General features: G+C 65.9%; 1 protein-coding gene. It reads left to right on the forward strand.

From position 1 onward, the window contains the following. A partial coding sequence (locus AC0I8G_RS25905) for a TonB-dependent receptor plug domain-containing protein (RefSeq protein ID WP_471732507.1) occupies positions 1-279 on the forward strand: 279 nt, incomplete at both ends.

The following is a 279-nucleotide window of genomic DNA, read 5'->3' on the forward strand; positions in this document are numbered from 1 at the left end:
GGCCATGAACGTGCTCGACGGCGAGCGCCTCGACGCACAAGCGCTGCACGACATGGAAGCCATTCAACAGGCGGTGCCGGCCTTGCTGGTGTCCGTGCCCAACCAGCGCTACGCCAGCTACGGCATTCGCGGCTTGGGCTCCAGCGCCTACAACGATGGCCTGGAAGGCAGCGTCGGGGTGTTTCTTGATGGCGTGTACCTGGGCCGCGCCGGAATGTCGGTTTCCGAGCTGACCGATATCGAGCGCATCGAAGTGCTGCGCGGCCCGCAGGGCACGCT

The organism is Kineococcus sp. AC630, from assembly GCF_979255925.1.